15 protein-coding genes and 5 pseudogenes are annotated in these 18,984 nt (G+C 56.9%); 5 read left to right on the forward strand and 15 right to left on the reverse strand.

Features of this window, described 5'->3' with window-relative positions; translation table 11 throughout:
- Window positions 1-22: 22 nt before the first annotated feature.
- The 3 genes and pseudogenes from CO660_RS27415 to CO660_RS34555 form a co-directional block, all read right to left on the reverse strand.
- A complete protein-coding gene (locus tag CO660_RS27415) occupies window positions 23-364 on the reverse strand; it encodes an AAA domain-containing protein (RefSeq protein WP_077991556.1) in 342 nt (113 codons plus the stop codon).
- 143 nt (window positions 365-507) lie between these two features.
- Window positions 508-735, reverse strand: a pseudogene (locus CO660_RS34375) (ATP-binding protein); the annotation flags it as partial.
- Between the two features lie 51 nt (window positions 736-786).
- A pseudogene (locus CO660_RS34555) lies at window positions 787-942 on the reverse strand (resolvase); the annotation flags it as partial.
- Window positions 943-1,886: 944 nt separating this feature from the next.
- Between CO660_RS34555 and CO660_RS27425 the strand changes: the two are divergent.
- Window positions 1,887-2,804 carry a recombinase family protein gene (locus CO660_RS27425; RefSeq protein ID WP_008534020.1) on the forward strand — a complete coding sequence of 306 codons (918 nt, stop codon included), beginning with the start codon at window positions 1,887-1,889 and terminating at the stop codon, window positions 2,802-2,804.
- Window positions 2,805-3,850: 1,046 nt separating this feature from the next.
- Here CO660_RS27425 and CO660_RS27435 read toward each other — a convergent pair.
- Both CO660_RS27435 and CO660_RS27440 read right to left on the reverse strand, forming a co-directional pair.
- Complete coding sequence (locus CO660_RS27435; RefSeq protein ID WP_011053284.1) at window positions 3,851-4,819, reverse strand: IS481-like element ISRel2 family transposase; 969 nt, start codon at window positions 4,817-4,819, stop codon at window positions 3,851-3,853.
- Window positions 4,820-4,903: 84 nt separating this feature from the next.
- Window positions 4,904-5,538: pseudogene (locus tag CO660_RS27440) on the reverse strand (integrase core domain-containing protein); the annotation flags it as partial.
- 114 nt (window positions 5,539-5,652) lie between these two features.
- Between CO660_RS27440 and CO660_RS27445 the strand changes: the two are divergent.
- Together CO660_RS27445 and CO660_RS27450 are read left to right on the forward strand one after the other, a co-directional pair.
- On the forward strand, window positions 5,653-6,609 hold the full coding sequence (locus CO660_RS27445; protein WP_258719862.1) for an IS4 family transposase: 957 nt from the start codon (window positions 5,653-5,655) through the stop codon (window positions 6,607-6,609).
- A pseudogene (locus tag CO660_RS27450) lies at window positions 6,566-6,759 on the forward strand (IS3 family transposase); the annotation flags it as partial. The gene CO660_RS27445 and the pseudogene CO660_RS27450, both read left to right, overlap by 44 nt.
- A gap of 465 nt (window positions 6,760-7,224) precedes the next feature.
- Here CO660_RS27450 and repC read toward each other — a convergent pair.
- The 3 genes from repC to repA form a co-directional block, all read right to left on the reverse strand.
- On the reverse strand, window positions 7,225-8,433 hold the full coding sequence (gene repC / locus CO660_RS27460) for a plasmid replication protein RepC (protein WP_011053503.1): 1,209 nt from the start codon (window positions 8,431-8,433) through the stop codon (window positions 7,225-7,227).
- Window positions 8,434-8,588: 155 nt separating this feature from the next.
- Window positions 8,589-9,614 carry a plasmid partitioning protein RepB gene (gene repB / locus CO660_RS27465; protein WP_004672729.1) on the reverse strand — a complete coding sequence of 342 codons (1,026 nt, stop codon included), beginning with the start codon at window positions 9,612-9,614 and terminating at the stop codon, window positions 8,589-8,591.
- Window positions 9,611-10,825 (reverse strand): plasmid partitioning protein RepA, encoded by a 1,215-nt coding sequence (gene repA / locus CO660_RS27470; RefSeq protein WP_011053501.1) that lies wholly within the window; start codon window positions 10,823-10,825, stop codon window positions 9,611-9,613. The genes repB and repA overlap by 4 nt, the downstream gene beginning before the upstream one ends.
- Before the next feature lie 434 nt (window positions 10,826-11,259).
- On the opposite strand from repA, the pseudogene CO660_RS27475 reads away from it, so the two are divergent.
- Together CO660_RS27475 and CO660_RS34385 are read left to right on the forward strand one after the other, a co-directional pair.
- Window positions 11,260-11,883 (forward strand): annotated as a pseudogene (locus tag CO660_RS27475) (acyl-homoserine-lactone synthase).
- A gap of 410 nt (window positions 11,884-12,293) precedes the next feature.
- Complete coding sequence (locus CO660_RS34385; protein WP_011053500.1) at window positions 12,294-13,328, forward strand: medium chain dehydrogenase/reductase family protein; 1,035 nt, start codon at window positions 12,294-12,296, stop codon at window positions 13,326-13,328.
- Window positions 13,329-13,334: 6 nt separating this feature from the next.
- Here CO660_RS34385 and prs read toward each other — a convergent pair whose 3' ends face one another.
- The 7 genes from prs to CO660_RS27515 all read right to left on the reverse strand — a co-directional run.
- The gene (prs, locus tag CO660_RS27485; protein ID WP_011053499.1) at window positions 13,335-14,276 is read right to left on the reverse strand and encodes a ribose-phosphate diphosphokinase; all 942 of its coding nucleotides are present in this window, start codon (window positions 14,274-14,276) and stop codon (window positions 13,335-13,337) included.
- A 2-nt stretch (window positions 14,277-14,278) separates the two neighbouring features.
- A complete protein-coding gene (locus CO660_RS27490) occupies window positions 14,279-15,394 on the reverse strand; it encodes a nucleotidyltransferase family protein (protein WP_004672715.1) in 1,116 nt (371 codons plus the stop codon).
- A gap of 29 nt (window positions 15,395-15,423) precedes the next feature.
- Entirely contained in the window at window positions 15,424-15,753 is a 330-nt protein-coding gene (locus CO660_RS27495; protein WP_004672714.1) for a hypothetical protein, read from the reverse strand.
- Between the two features lie 5 nt (window positions 15,754-15,758).
- A complete protein-coding gene (locus tag CO660_RS27500) occupies window positions 15,759-16,253 on the reverse strand; it encodes a hypothetical protein (protein ID WP_004672713.1) in 495 nt (164 codons plus the stop codon).
- Between the two features lie 80 nt (window positions 16,254-16,333).
- Window positions 16,334-17,602 (reverse strand): radical SAM protein, encoded by a 1,269-nt coding sequence (locus CO660_RS27505; protein ID WP_004672712.1) that lies wholly within the window; start codon window positions 17,600-17,602, stop codon window positions 16,334-16,336.
- 31 nt (window positions 17,603-17,633) lie between these two features.
- A complete protein-coding gene (locus CO660_RS27510) occupies window positions 17,634-18,188 on the reverse strand; it encodes an adenine phosphoribosyltransferase (RefSeq protein ID WP_004672710.1) in 555 nt (184 codons plus the stop codon).
- A 286-nt stretch (window positions 18,189-18,474) separates the two neighbouring features.
- A partial coding sequence (locus CO660_RS27515; protein WP_245421391.1) for a phasin occupies window positions 18,475-18,984 on the reverse strand: 510 nt, incomplete at its 5' end.

Raw genomic sequence — 18,984 nt, forward strand, 5'->3', positions numbered from 1 at the left:
TTTCCCAATAAGCTCGGCAGCATCAAAGATTGCGCTGCGGCAGGTACCTATGTAGGGCCGCGAAGAAGCCTGCCGATTTCCATGCGGCTCGATTTCCGATGACGAAGAGCGATGTCTTCGCGCGGGTTACGCCGACATTGGCGAGATTCGGTCTTCCACCAGCCCACGCGCGTGCGCCCTGTTGAGAGGGAGACTGCGCGCTCAGAACAAAGAAAACAATATCCGCTTCTCGGCCTTGAACTGTTTGAACGGTCCCAACCCGGTCCCTGACCCACGTCCGAGGCCCGTCTACCCAGCCGTCGAGAACGCGACTGTCGACCAGTTTGTCGCGGAGATTGTCCTGAACGACGACAAATGGCGTGATGACACGTCAATCAGCACCGAACATTCACCCCTTTTGCTTATCCAATTTTGACCCCCCTGTGCTGTAGATCAGCGCTTGGCCTGCCCGGCGCTGGCCGGGGTTGCAGAGGGTAGGCCAAGTGCGGGTGATGATCTTCTTCGACTTTAGCTTTGAGAGCGGTTCTTGAAGCGCCAGGACTCATTGCCGGTCTCGACAATCTCGCAGTGATGGGTCAGGCGGTCGAGAAGTGCCGTCGTCATCTTGGCATCGCCGAACACCGTCGGCCATTCACCGAACGCCAGGTTCGTGGTGACAATGATCGACGTGCGCTCGTAGAGCCTGCTGATCAGATGGAATAGGAGTTGGCCGCCGGCCAGGGCGAAAGGCAGGTAGTCGCGCCCATTGCGCGCGAGGCGCGGCGCGTCGAAGCAAAGAACAGTACCGACTTTGCCGACGGACAATGCAGCCACCAGCTTCTCAGGAGCTGGACGGGCAACCATTCCGCTGGCTGAACGTCTGAGATCATCATCGATGACCTCAACGGTGCGGAAGCCGCGATGCCGCCCGAAGTCAACCAGTTCATATATTGCCGGCGACAGCTCGCAGGATTGTTCTCAACGTGGCCTTTGCTCGACTGCCTTACGTAAACAATGGCTTTCGCTTGTCGCTTTCAATTTGCGATTTCAAACGGCGGAATACCTTAAGTCAGTTGGACTTAACGGGCAGAATCAGCCCAATTTTCAGCTAAGGATTTCATGGTTTACAATTGCAAATGCGGTTAAGGTCTTGGATCAGCGCCACTTCCCAAGGGAGGTGTTGTTCGTCGCGATGCATCGTATGCAAGCAAAATTGTGTCCACCGATAAGCCTTAGTCACTCGCAGCCAGTCTTGACCTGCGGAGATGGCGTCCGATTTTCAGCTGGCGCTTGAATGAAATCCCTAGCTGAAATTCACAACGCCGGATCCCGGGTGCCTGGCAAATCGGCGACGGCGTCGAATTTACGGTTCGTTAACCATTTGAATTAACCACGTTCTTTTGGAATAAGGAATTGAACTTGGCCCTTACTTCCGTCGCACCGAGGGCGTTTTTTTGAGGCAATCACCTCCGATAAGTAATGCTTATCGGAAGTAATTGCTATAACGCCGCAAATCAGCGATGTCGGTCGTCCTGGATCGGCGGATTCGCCCGGAAATCCGGGCATTTAGGGCAATTTCGCCCGGGATGACCGGACTCTCAATCGCAAAATTCGACGGCCGCCGTCGGCACACATGGCCGGTCCTCATTTCCGGAATTGAGCGCCGGCGCCCTTCAGCAGGCTTCTCCGCCCGCAGCCATCACCAAAGCCGCTGTTTTTCCAGCATTTCCGCCCTGGAAGCCCGCTGACGCGCATTTGCCACCGCGGACGCTCCGTTGCTCGTCCGCGGTAGCATTTTGAGTCTGACGGGCCGCTATTCAATGGCTAAAACACGCTTGCAACTGTTCGATTTCTAACGCATGCCTTATCTGTACAAACTACTTCGAGACAGGGCCGTTACAAGCGCGATGGCAAAGCCACAAACATTTGACAACCAACAATCTCCCAAGCGGCTGATCGGTTATGCCCGGGTGTCGACGGATGAACAGGTCCACGATGCCCAGTTGGACGAGCTGCGTGCAGCCGGCTGCGATCGGATCCATCAGGAGCATGGTTCCGGAGCATCGCGGGCTCGACCGGTGCTGACGCGATTACTCGCTGAACTTAGCGCCGGCGACGTCCTCATTGTCGTGCGCCTCGATCGACTGGCCCGATCCGTCAGTCATCTCTTGTCGGTGATCGAGGACCTCGAGGCCCGCGGCGTGCATTTCCGGTCGATCCGCGATCCAATCGATACGTCGACCCCGCAGGGCATGTTTTCCCTTCAGGTCCTCGGCGCCGTCGCGCAGCTCGAGCGGGCGCTAATCGCTGAGCGTACCAAAGCCGGCATTAAGGCGGCGAAGGCACGCGGCAAGCTTCCTGGAAATCCCGGTCTGCGAGAACGACGGCCGGAGGCGATCAAGGCAATCTCGCAGGCACGGGAGAAGCTCTATCTCGATGAACTCATTGCATCGGCGCAGACGTGGCTGCCGATGGTGCGTCAACTCCGGCCGCAGCACAGTTGGGACAATGTCGTGCGGGTTCTCAATCGCCGTGGCCACGACTGGACCGTCGAACGCCTTCGTCGCGCTGTTCATCGCATGGTACGCGAAAAGCTCGCGGAGAAGGAACTCCTTGCTCGATCCCCTCGCCGGGCTCCCGAAGACTATCTGATGAAGCTGGTGGCGGCAATTGCCATTGCCGATCCCAACCTGTCGCTGCGCGACATTGCCGCGCAACTGGACCAGATGGGAGAACGGCCTGTGCGCAGCGGCAAGAACTGGCAACCGTCCTCGGTGCGGGTCCTGCTGGACGAAGCCCACCGATTTGGCCTCATTCGCCGTTGAGGGCATGGTTCATCCGACGCCCGATGGCAGAGAGTCTTTTCTTGTCGCTATTCGACTGCATAGCCGTCAGGTCCGGCCTTTGGGGATCTGTAGCGCCAGGACCGCTAGTCGCTATCGCTCCGCGGTTTCAGCTCAGCGCCTACATCCTCGCCGCGGAGCCGGCTTCCTCCGCCTGCTCGCCCCCTCCCCCGGAACGTGCTGAAGGCTTCAGCCGCGGTGATTATGATCCGCAGAGGCGCGCGGGCCATGACCCTCGGCGGCGCGGGTAAAAGCAGAGGACAGCCGCTCCCCTCGCTACCAAAAAGCCGTCTCGGCTGCACGACGAATTCGGGCGCGAGCCGGAACTCAGTCAGACAGTATTTGTTTCTTTTACAATCCGTCCGCGTTTCGGCGTTCTTTCAAGGATGCTCGACAATTTGATTGAGCCATTTGTCCGCGCCGCCAGCTATATTTCCTACAAGAATGATTACGGCCGAAGATCTGCAAACATTCGTTTTACGACCAGCAAATTTCGACTGTCCTCGAAGCCTGGGAGGTCTTCGTCCTGAAGCATCCTGCGGAGACCGCCGTTAAGATTACAAAGCAATGTCTCCTTTCAGTCGTGACAAACACCGCGATTGTTCGTTCGAACACGAAGCCGCTCAATCGGCTCCGTGCATCAACTGACCTTACTACACCAGCCGCATAGAAGGGCTGTCGGCCATTCTACCCGGGCAACCATGACCAATGCCCTTAGAACGTCATGTACGATCAAAAATGACCGCCAAGACCCCGCGACCCATGGCGGCGACAGGACGGTACCTATCTCTACACAACCGATCTTGTGAGAGGTGGCGCGAGGAGCGGGTCATGCGCCGTCCATAGTAGCGCCCGAAAATGTCGTTTCTTTTCAGAGTGTTGTAGCCGTGGTCAGCTGACCACCGGAAAAGCAGCTGTTGGCAGTGCGTCCCACCCCAAAAGACTTGCTGGCCCACGACAGCAGAGTCTGGCGAAAAACCTCGATCAGTGGACCCGCTGACCTAGCACTCAATCCTCTCCGGCGGCGACTAGATGTGGAGCCTCAACAGGTTGTCCTGGGTAAGAGCGAGCCTAGTGATTGGTGGTTTTGAGTTTAGACTTCCGTGAGGCCTGTGCCAATTGTAGCGATGAAGCCATCGTGGCAGTTCGGCGGCGCGCATGTCCGAGTTGGGATAGGCGACGGCGTAGGCCCACTCTCTGAGGGCGGTCTGGATGAAGCGTTCGGCCTTTCCGTTGGTTTTAGGCGTATATGGTCTGGTGCGAACGTGCTTGAGGCCGTTGTCGCGACAAGCTTGGCCGAATGGCTTTGATGTGTAGCAGGGACCATTGTCGGTCATGACGCGCTCGACCGCGATCCCGAGGCTGGCATAATAGGCCAATGCCGCCTTCAAGAAGGCCACGGCGCTTTCTTTCGTCTCGTCCGGCGATATCTGTGAGAAAGCGATGCGAGAGGCATCGTCGATGGCCACATGAACGCATTCCCAACCGGCGCCCCAACTCTTGCCTCTGCGCGAACTCTGGCGAGTGCGATCGCCGGTGATGCGGTGGCCGACCTCATGAAACCGGCCGAGCTTCTTGATGTCGATATGAATCATCTCGCCGGGAGCCTGGCGTTCATGACGACGCACAGGCTCGGCCGGCTCGATATCCTTGAGGCGGGAGAGGCCTGCGCGCTTGAGAACCCGGCTCACCGTCGCTGCAGATACACCGGTTTCGATCGCGATGTGCTTGCCAGTCAGGCGCTGGCGGCGAAGCGTGATGATGCGCTCCGCCAGCGCCTGACTGGTCTGCCGGGGCATGGCATGAGGTCGGGAGGAACGATCGAGCATCGCCTCTCGACCACCGGCCTTGAAACGCTCGACCCAACGGGCGACGATCTTGGCCGCGACGCCATAGGCCTGTGCTGCCTGAGCCTGGGTCAGATGCCCTTCGATAACAGCAAGCGCCATTTGTTCCCGGCGCAACGGCGTCAGTCGGGCATTCTTATGAATGTTCATTCGCGGCGATCCTTCCGACTCGAGGTGTGATAGCTCCAGTCTCCTAAATCCGCTTTGAATGGACAACCTCCCGAAAGCTCACAACTAGAGCCTGCGCGCTCCGAGTACGCCAAGTGGCGGAAACGCGAAGCTTTCATCTCGCGCAGCGTTGGAGCCGGTTGCGGCAATGGTATCTGCATCACGTGCCCGGGTCTGGTCCGAGCGATGAGTGCGGCCGGAAGTGGTTGTAATCGTCGGCCCAGCAATGGCGCTTCGGGCATAATCGCAGCCGAGGAACAGGCTTTGGTTGACCATCTCGTCCCGCATCCGGCCGTTGAAGCTCTCGACATTAGCGTTTTGCATCGGCTTCCCGGCGTGATGCCGTGCGACTCGACACTATGATCCTTCGACCTGGCAAGGATGGCATTCGAGGTGAATTCCGTGCCGTTGTCGGAGACGATCATCCCCGGTTTGCCGCGCCGTTCGATGAGGACCGACAGTTCGCGAGCGACGCGACGACGCAAGATCGAGGTGCACGGGATCGCCGCCAGGCATTCGCGGGTCACGTCTTCGACGAAGTTGAGCACGCGAAACCGCCTTCCGCAAGCGAACTGGTCGTGAACGAGATTCAGCGAGCTTCGGGCATTGGCCTTCGCTTCGACCAGGATCGGGCCACGCGTGCCGACAGTGCCGCCCCGGCTTTTCTGCTTGCGAACGGAAAGTCCTTCTTCGCGATAGAGCCCGTAGATGCGGTCGACCCCAACGGCGCTCCCCCCCCGCCGAAGCCGCCGGTCGCCGGTCGCCGGTCGCCGGTCGCCGGTCGCGAGGTCGCGCAATAGGGCGACTTCTTTATGATGTGGGCGCGCCTGCCCGACCAACGCTTCGATCTTTTGTCGCGCGTCATGCATGACCATGCACTCATCGGCGGCTCTAAACTGCGTGATGTCGTAGAGACAGTTCGGTTCTGCGACACCCAAACGATCGAGCTGCGCGAGCGCGCCGACCGTCCGGCGCGGCAGGCAACGTTGTGCCTGCGCTTCGGCCAGGCGACGATCAGGCGACCGCAAAACCTGCGCGAAGAAGGGCTGCCCGACGGGGTTAGGCTCAGTTGGGTCGAGGTCGTCGAACCGGACGCACCCGACGGTGTCGAGCCCTTGCATTGGCTGCTCTTGACCACCCATGCGCTCTCCAGTGCGACTGACGCCTGGCAGATCGTCGCTTGGTACAAGCAGCGCTGGATGATCGAGCAGTTCTTCCGGGTGATGAAGACGCAGGGCTTCAAGATCGAAGACAGCCAATTGCAGTTAGCGCCGCGGCTGGAAAAGCTCGTCGCCATCGCCGCCAAGGCCGCGGCAATCGTCCTCCAACTCGTGCAGGACCGCAGTGGCGGCGATCCTCACCCGGCAAGCCTGGCAGTCAGTCCCCACGAGATCAACACGCTCGCCGCCCTCGAAAGCCGCTTCAAGGGCAAGACCAAGCTGCAATCCAATCCCCATCCCAAAGCTTCGCTCGCCTGGGCCGCTTGGATCGTCGCCAAACTCGGCGGCTGGAACGGCTATGCCTCCTCCAAGCCGCCTGGACCCATCACCTTCTTCAACGGACTCAAATACTGTGCCGATGGCTGGGCCTTGCGAGATAGGTATATGCCTCAGTCGTTCGGTGGAGAAATGTTCCACTGGATCATTTGCTTTTGGTCACGAACAAAATCCAGCGACCAGCGGGCAGAGCCTTCGCGTTGGCCAGGATCGGTGCGCGCGTGCCTGCAAGTTCGCTTACGGAAGGGGGTTTCGCGTGCTCAACATCGTCGATGACGCGACGCGAGAATGCCTCGCGGCGATCCCCGGACACCTCGATCTCCGGTCGTCGCCTCGCTCGAAACTCGCAATGATCTCTCCGACAACGGCACCAAACTCACCTCGAATGCCATTCTTGCCTGGTCAAAAGACCATAGGGTCGAGTGGCTCATTGCGTCACCTCGCCCAAGATAGCGGTTGATGAATTCTCCCAGTGTTGTGGAAGTGCCGCCGCGAATCAGCCCCGTAGATTCCGGCGCTGCGGATGGCAGCAGGTAGTTGTTCCTATTGCGTCCTATCCATGCGGCGCCATCGCCCACTCGCGATTAGCCGGCACAGCCGGCCGCCTTGCGATTTGCCGCGCCGGTGCCAATGAATTGATGAAAGGCGGCTGCCATTTCGTGCGAAGACTTCGCTCCTGGTCTTGTTCGTGCGCGACCTTGGGCGCGTTCGTATTGAGATCACGGTCTACTGTTCCCCTAAGAGGCGTCATTTGGCTCGGGAGCCAGACGGTAACCGGCACAATGCCTGCGACAAGCCGCCTTTGAAAGTTGGTGTTTTCCAAGAGGTTAGCTTGGTGGTCAGCTGACCACAACCGAAATCCTCAACGGCAGGAATAACGATCAGCCGCACTTACCCAGCCCTCAAACCGCCTTGCCCGTTGGCCTTCAACAACGCCATTATCATCGGGCCAAGCGAGAATTCACCGCGCTCACTTCGGCGCGTTAGATCCCGCAGATAGCCTCCAGGAGAGTTGATGAAGTTAGCCCTTTCCAGGATGCACGCAATTGCCACCGCAGCATTCTCCGGTCCTAGCGCCTCGCAGGCATCCTGGTAGGCGGAAGGGCTTACCCCCAGCATAGATCGAACCACCACAGCGGCAGACATCAGATCTCGCCAGCTTCCCACGCCGCGCGGTGCATAGTCGCTGATCATCGGGCACGCCTTGAGCACCAATCCCAAGGGGAACGCCCTTTGCGATTCATTCTTCGGCTGAAGGCTCAAGCTCGCCTTTGCCCCCTGCTCCTTTTCGGAGCGTGGTTCAGATTCATTTACGGATTCGGGTTTTGAATTCTGTATGTGCTGCTCGATATGAGCAGCATTGGTGCTAATTTTTTCAGCATTCTCGAGGTTTTCCAAACGATTAAGCACTTCCTCACGGAGCATCTCCATTTCATTGAGAACGCTAGTGACCCCTTCAAGGGTCGGAACGCGCGGAATTCTGCTCGCGAGCGCAATGTAGATGTCCTCGGTCGTCTTCCAATCGCCGTCGGCGCCCTCGACCATTGCAGCAGTAATAAGTTTGCGAACATCCCGCCGGCAAATTGTAAGGCTCTCTTTGGCTTTCCTGAGCGAGGCTCTCTCGGCCGCCACTCTTTGCGCCAACATCGCCAACTCTTCCGATCGCGCCAGGAGGGGCGACAGGTCGAAGCCAAAAGCATTCTCGATCTGGCCATCGTCGCCCTTGCGGGCGAAGCGCTTGCCATTGGCGCTATCCTTACGGACGATCAACCCCGACTCCACCAGAATGGCAATATGCCGCCGCAACGTTGCGCCCGCCATTGCATGCGCCCGAAGCGCCAGTTGGGCATTCGAGGGGAAGACAATCAATTGTGCATCCTGACGCAACTCATTGTCAGGATAAAAACTCAAAAGTGCGTCAAGAACAGCCAGACTGTTCGACTGGATCTTGAGCAGTTCCATCGCGGCGGAAGCGTCTCTCAACACTTTCCACTTATCGGCAGCTTTTCCATGCTTGATTTCCATTGCCGCCTGGCGCCGCACGAGCGCAAGCGTCATTGGCCGCCGCCCGAACGGCGTCGCTACATTCCCCGACTGCATTGTCTCTCACCTTTCAGCAGGCAAAGGAAATTCGCTCACCAAAACGGCGCCAAAGACTCTTGACGAGGATTCGAGGAAATGCGATTCTGTTCTTGCTACAGAGACAGAAGGGCTTCCACGACGGCGACGTTGAGGGAGCTCTTTTCTTTTGCGGGTTACACTCCCTGTTTCCGTTGATGCTTTGCGCGATGCTCCTGGTAAAGCGCCGGCAAATGCTCGAGTACGAAAGCCGCGAAATCCGGCGTGGCTTTCCTGTCAATGGTAATTTCTAGCTTGCTCTTGCTCTGCGTGACCTGCGCAAGCCTGTCGCCATCGGGGGTCGACAGGACGTCTGGCAACCCGCGCGCAGTCCGACGCGGTTTCAGATGGTCGATCACTGCCTTGAACCGTTCCGACGACGGCAGCGCCTGCACCTCCTCCGAGGCAGCATATTTCGCAGCGCCTGCCGGAGGCGATGCTTTCTCAACCAGCTCTGCCAATTGCTGCCAACTTGGGCGTCCAACGCCTGGAGCGGCGCCGATGGCATCGATCAATTCAGAGGGGAGGGCGTCAACAAGCAGGAGCATCTTCGACAAGTTGCTTTTATCGATTGACATAGCCGCGATGACGATTTCTCGTGGAAACTGCTTGTTTAGCTTGTGTGCGAAACGTGCCTTTTCGATGAAGGTGAGGTCTTCGCGCTCATTGTTTTCCTGACCCTGTGCGACAACCAACTGCTCGTCCGTCAAGTCTCGAACAACCGCCTTGACCGGCAGTCCTAGCTCCGAAACGGCGCGCAGCCGGCGGTGTCCAAAGGCAACTTGGTAGTGCGCGGGTTTAACGGGATGAGGTCTCACAAGGATTGGGACCTGCTGTCCTTGCTCGCGGATGGATGCAAGAAGTCCTTCGATATCACCTTGCATGCGATCCTGAACGAAGGACGGCTCGATTGACGACGCGTTCAGTTCAACCACGGCCTGACCTTCGGCGAGACGCCGCTCGATCTCCTCGGCACGACCAAGACGATCATTTTGCTCGCGCAACGCGTTACCGATGTTTGCAGTCAGCTTCGTCGCTGGATCTCGTTCTTTTCTGGTCACGCCGAGAAGCGGCATGGAGCGAGTCTTTGCCGCTCTGTGTTCAGCAGCTGATGAGCTGTCGGGCGCGTCCGTGGTGACGTCAAGGAGGTGCTTCCGACTCATGTGGTTCTACCCCATGCTTTTTTGATTAGAGTTTCGATCTCGTCGTTGACGGCGTTCATCGCCTCTAAGGCCCGATCATAGGTCGAGCGCGTGAACTGTCCGCGCTCAACCTCAAAGAGGGTTTGATTCGTCAGGCCAGCGTCCGAAACGGCGGTCGTCTTGAGCATCGGAAAATTGAGGACATTTTCGCCGAAGATCGAACGCAGATAGCCCACCATCTGGTTCTGCGGGCCATCGCTCGGTTCAAAACGAGTGACGAGGTAGCGCATCCAATTGAACTTGAACTGGGCGCCTGCGTTCTCGATTTCCCGAAGGAGATTCGAGGTCATCGCCAGAAACTGGTTCATCGACATTACATCCAACATCTGGGGATGGACGGTGACGAGGATCGAGGTTGCGGCGGTCAGAGCTGAAAGCGTGAGATAGCCAAGTTGGGGAGGGCAATCGATAACGACGACATCGTAGTTGTCCGCGATGTCTTCGATGACCTGACTGATCCGACCGTAAAAAAGCGTGTCACCTTCCTTCCGGTTCATAAGCGCGCGCGGGGTATCGTGCTCAAACTCCATCAGTTCAAGATTGCCAGGAATTAGATGAAGATCCGGGATGTACGTTCCTCGGACAACCTGCTCGATTGGGACCTGCTCGTCATCATACCGGATGGCGCCATAGAGTGTTTCGTTCGGACCAACGTCAGTTTCTGGCTGACTGCCGAAGAGTGCGGAAAGGCTTGCTTGGGGATCAAGATCAATCGCGAGAATCCGGTAGCCACGCATTGCCAGGTACTGTGCCAGATGCGCGGCTGTCGTCGTCTTGCCCGAGCCGCCTTTGAAATTCATCACCGAGACGACTTGAAGCTGCTCCCCCGTGCGACGATGGGGCAGGTAGCGCCGGTTCCCGCGGCCAATCAGGTCCAGGTGCTTACGGATTGAATGAATATCTTCGATCGTGAACGTGCGTCGACCGCCAGGGCTCATACTAACGTGCAGTTCAGGCATTTCCGAAGCAGTTTGTCTAAGATAAGACTCACCGATGCCAAGCAATTTTGAGGCTTCTGACGGTGCAAAGGATCGAATGCCCTTTTCGGACGTCGGCGGGAAGACCTTGAGATGATGTGCTTGAAGTTGGCTGGAGAGAGCGTCAGCATGACGCTCCATCAATGCGGTCAACCCTTCGACGACCGGCGCTGTGTTTGCTGCGGTTTTCGCCATCTCAAAATCCATTTCCTGCAAGTGGCGGAACTTTTCGCGAAACCGCTAAAGTTCCGCCACTAGCTATTAGAGCCGATTCTGCATTTTGAGCAAGGGGTTTTAGGTTAACGAAAGGCTAACGTGGATAAACCCGGAACGTAGAGTAAATGGATTTTTCCGTTTATATCCTGCAGCTTAGCAAGACCGCGGTACCGATTGGTCATGGTGTGTTTTATTGTGAATCCTACAAATGTGCCCCGGCGATTTAGACGAAAAGCAGAAGACCTCGGCAAAGTCGGTGATCCCCTTGCCGCGACTCACTCGCACAAAACCGTAAGCATTCGACAACGGACGCCCGATTCCAATTCGTGCAGAGTTCCCGGCGCCTAACGGCGGCGGAGAAATTCATGCAGGTATTCGCGATCTCGACACCAAAAATTTACTACGAAGCGTAGCTGCTTCAGGACGATCATAGGCTACGTGCGAGGATCTTTTCCACTCGCACTTGGGATGTAGAAGTAGTCGACGAGTGCGAGGCAGATGGGGTTGACGCTCTCGCCCCGACTGCCATCCTGGATGTCACCGCGGCTGGACCACTTGCAGGATGTGCACGCGATTTGTCTGCGATGGGACCGACCATGCTGGTAGACGTATTTCCGTCTCTGCTCCCGAAGGGCCGCCTGAACGCCAATCCCCTGATGGTCTAGAGTTCTCGCTTTTGCGTCGACACCTCGAAGAGTGGAGGGGAGGGGAGGGGAGATGGTTCCGTTCACGAGGCAACGCTGACCTTGTTCGCCGGCATCGTAGAATGGTGCCTGGGAGGTGGTCTCAGCGAAGTCGTTGCGGTAACGGATATCAGGTTCGAGCGAACTCTTGCTAGCGTCGAATGGCCTCTCCCGCGCTTGGGGCAGCCAGAGAAGATCGTTGCCACCACCGCCATCGCAGGCACGCGTCCAGCAAACGCTGAGACCTTTCTGATGTTGCGGCCGCCCAACTACCGATCTAGTTGCCGTCATCCTTCTCGGTGCGACTCGGATTGTTGGTCTGTTCGGTTCGAACCGGTGCGCCACGAAGGATGAAGCTTTGGACGATGTGGCGATAGGCTCTTAGGAGGGTTCGCGCGGGCAGATGAGGGAAGGCGACATGGCATCTTCGCAGAGATGAGGATGCATCGAAGAACGGGCTGGTAAACCGCGGCTCGTGTTTGAGGCTGGTGGCATTGACGCGGCCCAAGCGCTCCACTCTACCTTCAATAGTTTCGTCGCTCCTTGCGCAAGGGAACACTTCTGCCGCTTGAAACGTCCTTTGCCGTTTGCGCCGACGATATCTCCGAGAAGCTTGTCAAGACCCAGGACATAAGCAAGCCCGCCAGCAAGGCACGTGATTTCATCAGCTTTCTGACTGCCGCCTGTGGTTGTTGGCTAGATTCTGGATGCAAGTAAGTGTACATATTAGGATAGTCGGTGTGTCGGGGAGCGAGAGGTCTCGTATGGAGGTTCGTGGACTCGTAATTACTTGCCCCCGCAAGGTTGAAGAATGGACATTGTCGGTTCCACTCGCCGTATCGTCCGAAGTCGGTGTGCGGATAGAGTTGTGTGGACTCTGCACACCGGAGCAACGCGTTTATCGGGGCGCCAAGCCGACTTACCCCTATTGGGGCGGGCACGAGTTGTCAGGCACGATCGTGTCTCTGCCGGACGATGTACCGGATGGCCTGCGCGTAGGAGACCGCGTTGCGGTGCTTTTAATGCGCAGATGCGGCCAATGTCGTGCCTGCCGCCTCGGACTGGACAACCACTGTGCATATTTAAATCCTAAAGCGAGAGGAGGGGTGCCGCAGGGGCCGGGGGGATTGGCCAATTTTGTGGGCGTACCCGCCTATCAGGTTTTTTCCGTACCTTCCTTTTTGGCTCCCGAGCGTGCCGCGTTAGTTGAACCTGTCGCCTGCGTGGCACGCGGCATAAATAGGGCGCGTGCAAAGGCTGGAGACACTGTGGCCGTCATCGGCGGAGGCACGATGGGCCTTCTCCATTCGATACTTCTGACAACCAAAGGATGCGACGTTTACCTTTTCGATGACGACGTGGCAACGCATGGGCCTGTGATGTCGACCGGCGCCCATGCAACGGGGTCAGTTCATTCTCTGTCTGATCCGAAACTCGTCGAGAAATTAACGGATGGCTGGGGCTTCGACTGCATCTTTTGCACGCGCTTCGGTGTCAGAGGCATTCAGGGGGCCATAGCTGCGGCGTCACGCGGTGCCAGGATTGTACTCTACCAATCGATTCCGACGTCCGATTTGTTATCGGTAGGCGCTAACTTTCTGCATTACCGGGAAATTGAACTGATCGGCACCATAGCCCAAAGCGCGGACGACGTGAGAAATGCCATTCGAACCATCGTTGAACATGCCGCACGCTTCGACGTGCTGCAGGTCAATCTTTGGCCCTCGTCAAACGCCCAAGAGGCATTCGAGCAGGCGCTCGATCCACGTGTTAATCGCGTGATGCTAGATTTCAGGTAATGCTTCTCAGCGTGCCTGCAGCGCGCCTGCAATTTCGTTGCCGATCGAGACTACTTCGACACTGTCGGGGAAATTGTCGGTACGTCCGACGCTGTCGGTCACAACGATGCGGTCGATCTGAGACCGTCCCCAGTTTTCGTTCAGCGACGGCGTGAATATGGCATGGGCTGCGGCAAGGGTTATCTTGCGAGCGCCTGCCGCTTTGAGATGTGCGGCGGCTGAAAAAGCCGTCTGACCACTGTTGATTTCGTCGTCAATCAGGATGATCGTCCGGCCAGCAACGTCCCCCAGAATCTCGACGCTCTCCCGAAAGTCATCATCGTCTCTGCGGTGCTTGCGCATGACAGCGAATGGGCAGCCGAGCAGGGCCGCCAAGTGCTCAGCTCGCTTCGCTCCGCCGAAGTCCGGTGAAACGACCATGTCGCCATCGACGGCCGCAGAACCGAGATGGCGAACTAGGGCGGGAGCGAACTGAAGATTGACGACAGGACAGGCAAATGCGGCGCACAGCTGAGGAACATGGAGTTCGAAAGTTATCAGCCGATCTATACCGAGCGTTTCGATAATCCCCGCAAGGATTCGCACCGGTACAGGTCCGCCGTCGAAGGCAGGGCGATCCGAACGCGAATATGGGAGGTAGGGAAGAACAGCGGTAATCGTGCGGGGACCCCGCGCCCGCACGGCACCAAGCGCTAGGAACAACTCGAAAAGACGATCATGAACGCTGTCAGGAAATGTTTGCACGACCACCACATTTCCGCCAAGCCCGCCGTCGCGCGGAGTGACAGCCATCTGGCCATTGCTGAACACCTGCGTGTTTAGGATCGTTATTCCTGACCGCGTGAGGGCCCGATGGACTGTTGACGCAAACTTTGCAGAGGTTTCGGTTGCTGCGATACGAAGGTCGTTCGCCGCAGGATCTGTACGATATGGTGACTCGGGCGCCATATTTACGCCAGCTCAAGATCGTTAACAGTGGGAATAGACAGCAGTTTGGGCAACACGTCGCCCCAATCATGTTGAAGTGGTACCTCGGTTTGATCAGGTCGAATGAGCTCTAGGAACTCGGACGGTATGTCTATCCCACAGATGCGCTTCATCTGCGTCAGGACGAAATATAACGCCGGCCTCATCTCGTATTTGTAACCTATCGCAGCGACCTCCGCCCAGCTAATATTCGCCATTTCTTTGTGTAGAACCGCATGAAGATCGCCGAACATCAATAGTCGAAGCGAATTATAAAGGAAGGCCTCGTGATAAAGCCTGGCCGAAAGGAACCAGACGGCGCCAGTCGCGGATTGGACCTGCAATATGCGGCCTAGACCGTTTGCAAGACGCACGCCTGACCATATGTCTTCGACATCGATGCCGACGGAGAGATTTACATGCATATCAATGAAGATGGGCATGTGCAGCTTCTTCGCGGAATCGATGTATCCCTTTACGTGGCGGTAGCGCAGCTGGCGTGGCACCGCGGGACCAGGGAACGGAGATTCAACGGATTCTATCCTTACAAACACCGGCAAGGAATAGCTTTCGCGGAAGGTTTCGTCATCGAGTTCCTTTCGTTCCGGATGCCAGTTGCCATTTGAAGGGTCGAAAATACCGTGCCGGTAGCCGAGATCGAACATGAGCCGCTGCACGCGCTGCGCGTCAGCGGGCTTGACCATGATGTCGAGATCGGTCATCGGCCGTAGGAGTGGATCGGGATAGTGGAGAAGCGCGAGATCTGGTCCCTTCACCAGGAACCAGGCGATGCCGGCCCGATCCAGCGCATCCATGATTTCTGGCAGATTGCGAAATTCGAGTGCGGACCTGACCTTTGACATGACAGTCCAGCACTGAACGTAATGCGCCGCCTCAGTAGGCAATAGTGTCAACAAATCGAGGCGGCGCAAGTGATTCTCAAGCAGCGGCACCGTCCGATTATGCTCGGCGCGCCATACCACATAGGGCCAGTTGACAGGCTCCTTGCAGAGACGGACCAAACGCTCTTCATCCTCGGGTCGTAGGTAGGCCCGGCAGGTGATCAGCAAAATAGAGTCTTCTGGTGACAACCGAAGCATCGCGGAGACTCCTGATACGGCTGCGTGATTTATTTCGAACTTTCCGGGCTGCCGAATTCGGCTAGTGTCTGCCTCAGGTCGGCGAACTGTTGTTCGAAGGAAGCGAAACTCTGGTCGACGTTTTGTCCAAGCAACTGTTCAAGGCTGAGCGTTTCTTCAGCGCGTTCCTCTTGTCCAGACATAAGCTTGTAAACCGAACTTACCGGCAGCAATCGCGACAAGAGTTCACCACCGCGGCCCGTCTGGGCGCTGTCCCGAATTTGCCGGATGCAACTTTCGGCAAGCAATCCGTCAATCACGATTACCAGCTTGCCATCCTCTTCGTCAACGGCGTAGCCAAACAGTCGGGAACTAGCCATTGCCGCTACCTCTGAACCTTCTTGAGGTCTTCCACTTCACTGCGTATCTGCAGCAATTGTGCCTGAGCCGAGAGAAGTTTGGCGAATGCGGCGGTAACCGCCTTTGCCGATTGTGTGTCGGAACCAGTCATCCTAACCGGTCCTCGCCCAATGCGGCGTCCTACAAGACCTGAATCGGCGGCGCGCGGCCAATTGGCTTTGCCAAATTTCTTCGAGGCGGTTATATCAACGTAGTAGTCTTGTAGTTCGCCGTTAGCAGCGAGTGAGCCGGATTTCGACCGTTGCGATCTGCGTGACACCTTTAGCGATTGCTCTAATTTTACAAGGCCAGCCGTCAATTGCTGAGCTTGGTCATCCAAACCCGCCTGCAGCCGGGCGAGTCCTTCCGCAAGACGAGAAATCACCTGGGCTTGCTGGGCGGCTGCTTTGTTGCCGGATCGTATCGCGTTGTTCGCAAGTGTGTGCGCCACACCCGCCGCACCTCGGAAAGCTCTGCTCATCCTCAATCCTCCACGTTATTTTTGTTGACCTGGTTAAATTACGTCGTCGACACAGCAATTATTACGTCGCGCCTCCTGCGTTAGTGAGTGTGTTGCGCAGCAGCCGCGATTTCCTCCGAGAAGTTATAGACAGGAGCTTCGGCGGCGGGCCGACGCTCTTTCGCTATAACTCCGCGGCGGTAGGTGGAATCTTTCGTCGGGTCCACCAGGGCGTACTCCGGAAAACCTCCGTTATTGTAAAGTTCCTGGCACAGCGGATAGGGCGCGTCCTTTTCACCATAGTGCGACCAGCTACTCATCTTGCAGACGCCGCGACAGACTGGATAAAACACGCAGTTGCCGCAGACGCCCTTAACCTCGCCACTCACCACCTCGCGTAGCTCATGGAAGAACGGGCTGTTGCGCCAGATTTCCATCAAGGGCATTTCGAAGGCATTGCCGGCGATCATTTCCGGATCATCGTAGGAGGCACTGCACATCGAAACTTGTCCGTTCGACAGTATGCCCAGTACGTTGTCGCCCCAACCGCAAGTATGCACGCCGTTCAGATACTTGAGAGGCATCAGAGCCGGCGGCAGAGTCATGTATGCAGCGCCACTCTCAAAATGGGGAGATTTCAAAAGATCGCCTATCAGTAGCTTGCATTCCTCCAAGCTTATCGCATTGTCCTCATGGCTGCGCGCGTTGCCCATCGGATGTATGTTGAGCAGCGTCCGATGCTTCTTGATGCCCCAGCCGAGCACCAAATCTATAATCGAAATCACCTTGTCATAGTTGTTGCGATAGGCAGTCGTCGTTACCACCGTAGAGATGTCAGTTTTTCCAAGCCGCTGCAGGACAATCGCAGTCTTGGCGAACGCACCCGATTTTGCTCTGAAAGCGTCGTGCGCCTCTGGGTCGAAATGGTCGAGGCTGATGAAGACCGTCAAATTGGGGAGCCTACTTAGCTGCTCGATCGTGAACTCGTCAAAGAGGGTTCCATTCGTCTCGAAAACCAGCTCCTTCAGCCCACAGGATGCGAGATATTCCATGACTGCCATGAATTCCTTGTGAACCATCGGTTCACCCCCGGAAACCTTAACCTTGCGCAGCCCATTGGGCAGTGCTTGCTCGATCAGTCCTTGGATCGCCTCCAGGTTGAAATCAATGCCCTTGGCCTTGGGCCCGACGCCTGCGATATAACAGTGGTGGCATCCCAAATTGCACTTGCGGGTTAGAAACAGATAGATCGTTTTAATTTCGTTTTCCGAGACGACTCGTTTCGAAAGTTCACTTGTGACGAGGGCCTGTAGCGTCTGACTGGCTACATGCACGTCCTGCGGTGTCGAAAGCCAATCAGGGGTATTCATGCGCTTGCCTCCTTACGTCTATGTTGCTGCGCTAGCACGTCATCGCACTGATCACTGGTGCGTCGTCCAATTGACGCCTGCCTTTCAAAACTTCGATTTCGAGTATGAATGCGTATCCGGCGATCTCTCCGCCTTGGGACTTGACAAAATTCCCAGTCGCCCGAGCAGTGCCACCCGTCGCTAGAAGGTCATCAGCAATCAGGCATCGCAGGCCGTCACCGATGAGGCCGGCAGTTACCTCCAGGGTTCCGGAGCAGTATTCACAGCTGTATTCAAATGAGAGGACGTCCCCCGGCAGTTTACCGGGTTTCCTTACCATGATGAAACCGCAACCGAGCCTATCAGCCAATGAGGCGCCCAAGATGAAACCACGCGCATCAACCGCCAAAATGGCATCGATTTCTGTTCCCGACACTTGGCTTGCGACGGTAGAAACGACTTCGCCCAATGCACCTCTACCAGCCAGCATAGGCGCTATATCCTTGAACAAGATCCCGCCTATCGGAAAGTTAGGAAATTCTCGTAATGCTTCTACACCGGATTGGTTAATCCGTGACGCCCCGCTATTTGGAACAGCTACAATCATTTTACTATCCCCCACATGTAACCATCTAAGAGCCTCGTAAGGTGCGATGGCCTCGCGCACTTTGTGGCCAGCCACCAGATGAGGCCCTGGCAAGCTTATCAGCGGCGGCCGCCGCCGCGCCTACCACGTTCCTCCGGGCCGGCACGGGTCCGCTCTCTGACCAGATCACGCCGGAATTCGCCAGCGCCGCGAACAGATGAAACATCAGTCGGCCGCATAATGTTGTCTCCTCGAAAGCGGCTCCGATCATGATTCGTCCAGCCCTGATCTTAGTGCCGAGTCTACTTTACGTCGCTTTGGGGTTCGTCAGGACCTTGTCAAAAGCATCCTTGACCGGCTTTGAGATTTCCTCCACCGCCCTGCTTGAGAGCTCCCGGACTTCCTTGGCGTGCTGCAAACTTGTCTCAACGCGCTTGCGGAAAAAGGTCGACTGCTGTTCGAGGATCTGCGACGGCGAATTCGCGCCCAGCAAAGCTTGCAAATGTGAGAAGCCGGCCTCGGCGTCGGCTTGCAGTGCAGCGATCGTCTTCCACCACAATTCGTTGCCGAATAGACTTGTCGTTTCGAGGATCGGAGGCAGCATTTTCTGTGTCGCTTCAGCGCCGGACGCAAATTTCAAAAGAGCCTCTGTCACCTGCTTGTTCCCCTTTTCAACGGATGCGCCGAACTGATCTGGCACCTTGAGCGGCGATGACCCCGGGTTTTCGATCGTTTCAAATGATCTTTCGGAAATCTTGGTCATTGCATTTTCCTTCTCTTTGAGTTGGTTGCAAGCTGTGACATCGGGATTGACCCT

It is taken from the genome of Rhizobium sp. L9, from assembly GCF_002531885.1.
Taxonomy (GTDB): domain Bacteria; phylum Pseudomonadota; class Alphaproteobacteria; order Rhizobiales; family Rhizobiaceae; genus Rhizobium.